Source organism: Pseudomonas sp. ME-P-057, from assembly GCF_030208975.1.
In the GTDB taxonomy this organism is placed as follows: domain Bacteria; phylum Pseudomonadota; class Gammaproteobacteria; order Pseudomonadales; family Pseudomonadaceae; genus Aquipseudomonas; species Aquipseudomonas lutea.
This window is the reverse complement of record NZ_JARVSX010000024.1, coordinates 1-4,978: the sequence shown is the minus strand read 5'-3', so window position 1 is coordinate 4,978 and position 4,978 is coordinate 1. Positions and strand designations below refer to the sequence as shown.

The 4,978-nt window shown below is 60.9% G+C and carries 2 protein-coding genes; one reads left to right on the top strand and one right to left on the bottom strand.

The genetic code is table 11. The annotated features are described in order from the left end of the window. Window positions 1-184: 184 nt before the first annotated feature. Entirely contained in the window at window positions 185-652 is a 468-nt protein-coding gene (locus QRN48_RS14320) for an Lrp/AsnC family transcriptional regulator (RefSeq protein ID WP_037010256.1), read from the bottom strand. A 210-nt stretch (window positions 653-862) separates the two neighbouring features. Here QRN48_RS14320 and QRN48_RS14315 point away from each other — a divergent pair, with 210 nt between their 5' ends. After that, window positions 863-4,348 carry an indolepyruvate ferredoxin oxidoreductase family protein gene (locus QRN48_RS14315; protein ID WP_285351286.1) on the top strand — a complete coding sequence of 1,162 codons (3,486 nt, stop codon included), beginning with the start codon at window positions 863-865 and terminating at the stop codon, window positions 4,346-4,348. Window positions 4,349-4,978: the final 630 nt, after the last annotated feature.

Here is a 4,978-nt window from a genome sequence, read left to right as displayed (position 1 = left end):
GGTGTGACAGTCGATAGGTTCATTACTGACACGACGGGTTCGCCAGCAAGCCGGCTCCTACAGTATCGAAGCTCGCCGTTCATGCACGTGGCGACCCAGCGCTCACTGCGGCAGCGCCAGGTTTACCGATCAGCCACCGTCAGCGTAACCATCAACCGCAACATCAACCGCAACCGCAACCGCTTCAGTCGATCGGCAATTCCGTGGTGCGTTTGACCACACTCATCGCGATGTTTGAATGCGCTTCCTGAACGTGGGGGCTTTGCAGCAGATGATCGCGCAGGAAACGCTCGTAGCTGGCGATGTCCTGCACCACCACCTTGAGCAGAAAATCCATGTCGCCTGCCATGGTGTAGCACTCCAGCACTTCACGGAATCCGGTGATCGCCTCCTCGAACTCGGTCAGGTACTTGCGCCCGTGACCGGACAGTTTGACGTCCACAAACACCGTCATGGTCAGCCCCAGTTTGGCCGGGTTGAGCAGGGCGACCTTGCGCTCGATGATGCCTTCTTCCTCCAGGCGGTTGATGCGCCGCCAGCACGGCGATTGGGACAGCTCGACGCGCTCGGCGATCTCCGCGGCGGAGAGGTCGGCATCGTGTTGCAACAGGCGGAGAATCTTGCGATCGATGGGGCTCAGCTTAACCTGCATGAATTGACCCTTTTTTATTATTGAACAGGAACAGGCATGCACGATATGAGCAGATTCGCGCCGATTTAGAAAGAAAAAGCCTGCGCCGGGCAGGCAGTATTTTGCTTGTGACCGTCGGGCTGAACCGTCCCGATGGCGAGGCGCAAGTGGAGCTCATAAAGACACTGCGCCGCATTCAAAACGCACTAATAACAATAAAGGAGTGCCTGAATGTCCCTGGCCGATATTCGTCTGGATGATAAATACCGACTCGCAACCGGCAATCTGTATCTGACCGGAACGCAAGCCCTGACCCGGCTGCCGATGCTGCAAAAGCAGCGCGACGAAGCCCGCGGCCTGAACACCGCCGGGTTTATCTCCGGCTACCGGGGCTCGCCGCTGGGCAATCTCGACAAGAGCCTGTGGGACGCCAAGGAGTATCTCCAGCAGAACGCCATTCATTTCCAGCCCGGCGTCAACGAAGAACTCGCGGCCACTGCGGTTTGGGGCAGTCAGCAGGTCAACCTGTTCCCCCACGGCAAATATGACGGCGTGTTTGCCCTCTGGTACGGCAAGGGCCCGGGCGTTGACCGTTGCGGGGACGTCTTCAAACACGGCAACTCGGCCGGCGCAGCGGAAAACGGCGGGGTGTTGATCCTCGCGGGCGACGACCACGGCTGCAAATCTTCGACCATCGCGCACCAGAGCGAACACGCGTTCATCGCCTCGATGATCCCGGTGCTCAACCCGAGCAATGTCCAGGAAATTCTCGATTACGGCATCATCGGCTGGGAGCTCTCGCGCTACAGCGGTTGCTGGGTGGCGATGAAGACCATTGCGGAAAACGTCGATTCTTCCGCGGTGGTTGAAGTCGACCCGCTGCGCATCCAGACCCGCATCCCTGAAGATTTCCAGATTCCCGAGGGCGGCCTGCACATTCGCTGGCCTGATCCGCCCCTTGCCCAGGAGGCAAGGCTCAACACCTACAAAATCTATGCGGCGCGGGCGTTTGCGCGGGCCAACAACCTCAACAAAGTGGTGATCGATTCGCCACAACCGCGGCTGGGCATCATCACCACCGGCAAGTCCTACCTGGACGTGCGCCAAGCGCTGGAAGAGCTCGGCATCGACGAAGAACTCTGCGCATCGGTGGGTATCCGCGTGCTCAAGGTCGGCATGAGCTGGCCTCTGGAACCCGTCTCGGTGCATGGCTTCGCCGAGGGTCTTGAAGAAATTCTCGTGGTCGAGGAAAAACGCAGCGTGATCGAGGATCAGTTGACCGGCCAGCTGTACAACTGGCCCGTTGATCAGCGTCCTCGTGTTGTCGGCGAGTTCGACGAAGAGGGCCGTTCGCTGCTGCCCAATCTGGCCGAACTGACGCCCGCGATGATCGCCCGGGTCATCGCCAAGCGACTTGCCCCGATCTACAGCAGCCCGAAAATCGAAGCCCGTCTGCAGTTCCTGCAGGACAAGGAAAAGGCCCTCGCCGTACCGTTGTTCAAGACTCAGCGCACGCCGCATTTCTGCTCGGGCTGCCCGCATAACACGTCGACGCGGGTCCCGGAAGGGAGTCGCGCGCTGGCCGGCATCGGCTGCCATTACATGACCATCTGGATGGACCGGGAAACCGACACGTTTACCCAGATGGGCGGCGAGGGCGTGACCTGGATTGGTCAAGCGCCGTTCACCGAAACGCCCCACGTGTTCCAGAATCTCGGCGACGGCACCTACTTCCACTCCGGGCATCTGGCGCTGCGGGCTGCAGTCGCGTCCAAGGTCAACATCACTTACAAGATTCTGTACAACGACGCCGTGGCGATGACGGGCGGGCAACCGATCGATGGCGTGCTGCGCGTCGACCAGCTCAGCCGGCAGGTGTTCAATGAAGGCGTGCAGCGCATTGCGCTGGTTTCGGACGAGCCGGAAAAGTACCCGAGCCGCGAGCAGTTCGCGCCGATCACCACGTTCCACCACCGCAGCGACCTCGACAGCGTTCAGCGCGAACTGCGGGAATTCAAAGGCGTGTCGGTGATCATCTATGACCAGACCTGCGCCACCGAAAAACGCCGCCGCCGCAAACGCGGCACCCTGGTTGATCTGGACAAGCGCGCGATCATCAATCCGGCCGTGTGCGAAGGCTGCGGTGACTGTGGCGTTAAGTCGGGTTGCCTCTCGGTATTGCCCAAGGAAACGCCGGAAGGCCGTAAGCGCGAGATCGATCAAAGCGCGTGCAACAAGGACTTCAGCTGCGTCGAAGGCTTCTGCCCCAGCTTCGTGACGGTGCATGGCGGCAAGCTGCGCAAGCCTCAGTTGCCCAAGCAGGCGCAGGCGTTCACCGAGCTGCCAGAGCCGACCCTGCCGAACCTCGACCAGCCGTACAACATCCTGCTGCCGGGAGTCGGCGGCACCGGGGTGACCACCGTCGGCGCGATGCTGGGTTACGCTGCGAACCTGGAAGGTAAAGGCTGCAGCGTGCTCGATCAGGCGGGCCTGGCGCAGAAATTTGGTCCTGTGGTCAGCCATATCCGTATCGCTGCGCGGCAAGAGGATCTGTTCGCCGTGCGCATTGCGGCCGGGGAAGCACACTTGCTGCTGGGTTGCGACCTGCTGGTGGCATCCGGGCCGGACGCCATCGCCAAGCTCAACAGCGCGAAAACCCATGCCGTGGTCAATAGCCAGCAAACACCCACCGCCGAATTCACCCGCAACCCTGACGCGGAGTTCCCGGCTGAGGCGATGATGCAAACACTGCGCGAAGCCGTTGGCGCGGAGAAAACGCATTTTGTGCAGGCCACTGATCTTGCGACCAAGCTGATGGGCGACAGCATCGCCAGCAACCTCTTCATGCTCGGTTATGCCTTCCAGCTGGGGCTGATTCCGTTGACCTCAGCAGCCATCGAAAAAGCCATCGAGCTCAATGGCGTTGCAGTCAATCTGAACCAGCAGGCGTTTCTGTGGGGTCGCCGAGCAGCATTTGACCTGCCCGCGGTGCAAGCGGCGGCCAATCCGCTCTCCAGCCCTGCGTCGGAGCCGGAACAGCTGACCCTGGAAGAACGTGTCACGCGCAATGTCCACGCGCTGATCGCCTATCAAAATGGTGCGCTCAGTGAGCGTTATCTGACTCTGGTAAACCGTGTGCGTGACGCTGAGGCACGGCTGTTCCCGGGGCAAGCGCCGGCGTTGACCGAGGCCGTGGCGTTCAACTACTTCAAACTGCTCGCCTACAAGGACGAATACGAGGTGGCGCGGCTGTACAGCAACGGCGATTTCACCCGCCAGCTGGAAGCCCAGTTTGAAGGCGACTACCGGATCGAGTTTCACCTGGCGCCCTCGTGGCTGGCCAAGCGCGATGCCAAAACCGGCGCGCCGCGCAAGCGCAGCTTCGGGCCGTGGATGCTGAAAGCATTCGATGTTCTGGCACGGTTCAAATTCCTGCGGGGTACGGCGCTCGACCCGTTCGGCCGCAGTCTGGAGCGGCGTCAGGAGCGTGAATTGATCGAGGCCTACGTGGCGGATGTCGAGTTGATCCTTGGCCATCTGAGCGCGAATAACCGGCACACGGCGCTGAGCCTGGCCCGCCTGCCGGAGAAAATTCGCGGTTACGGTCACGTCAAGGAAAGCGCCATGAAAGCGGCGGCGTTGCAGGCTGCGCGGATGCGTCAGGCGCTGGTTAGCGGTGAGGTAGAAGTGCTGAAGCTGTACGAAGTGGCCGCGTAAGAACGCTGAGTAAGAAGAAGGAGGCCGATGAGGCCGCCTTCACCGACGGCCGGGTACGCGATGCTTTCGCGGGACCGGCTTAAGCCGGGAAGCGGCCGTATTCACTCGCTGCTTTTTGGTGTGACAACCGACGCTTTCCCGGCTAAAGCCGGTCCCACATTCGAGTTCACCCTGGTATAGATGATCCTCCGTGATACCAAGCTATAGGAGCCGGCTTGCTGGCGAATGCGGTGTGTCAGGTACGCAACCGGCAGCTGAAGAAACGCGTTCGCCAGCAAGCCGGCTCCTACATTTTCTCCTGCCGCCGGCTCCAGCAGAGTCCCTCAGTCCCACACCCGAATTCACCCCGGTGTAAATGATCCCCCGCGATCCTAAGCTGTAGGAGCCGGCTTGCTGGCGAATGCGGTGTGTCAGGTACGCAACCGGCAGCTGAAGAAACGCGTTCGCCAGCAAGCCGGCTCCTACATTTTCTCCTGCCGCAGGCTCCTGCAGAGTCCCTCAGTCCCACGTTCGAGTTCACCCCGGTGTAAATGATCCCCCGCGATCCTAAGCTGTAGGAGCCGGCTTGCTGGCGAATGCGGTGTGTCAGGTACGCAACCGGCAGCTGAAGAAACGCGTTCGCCAGCAAGC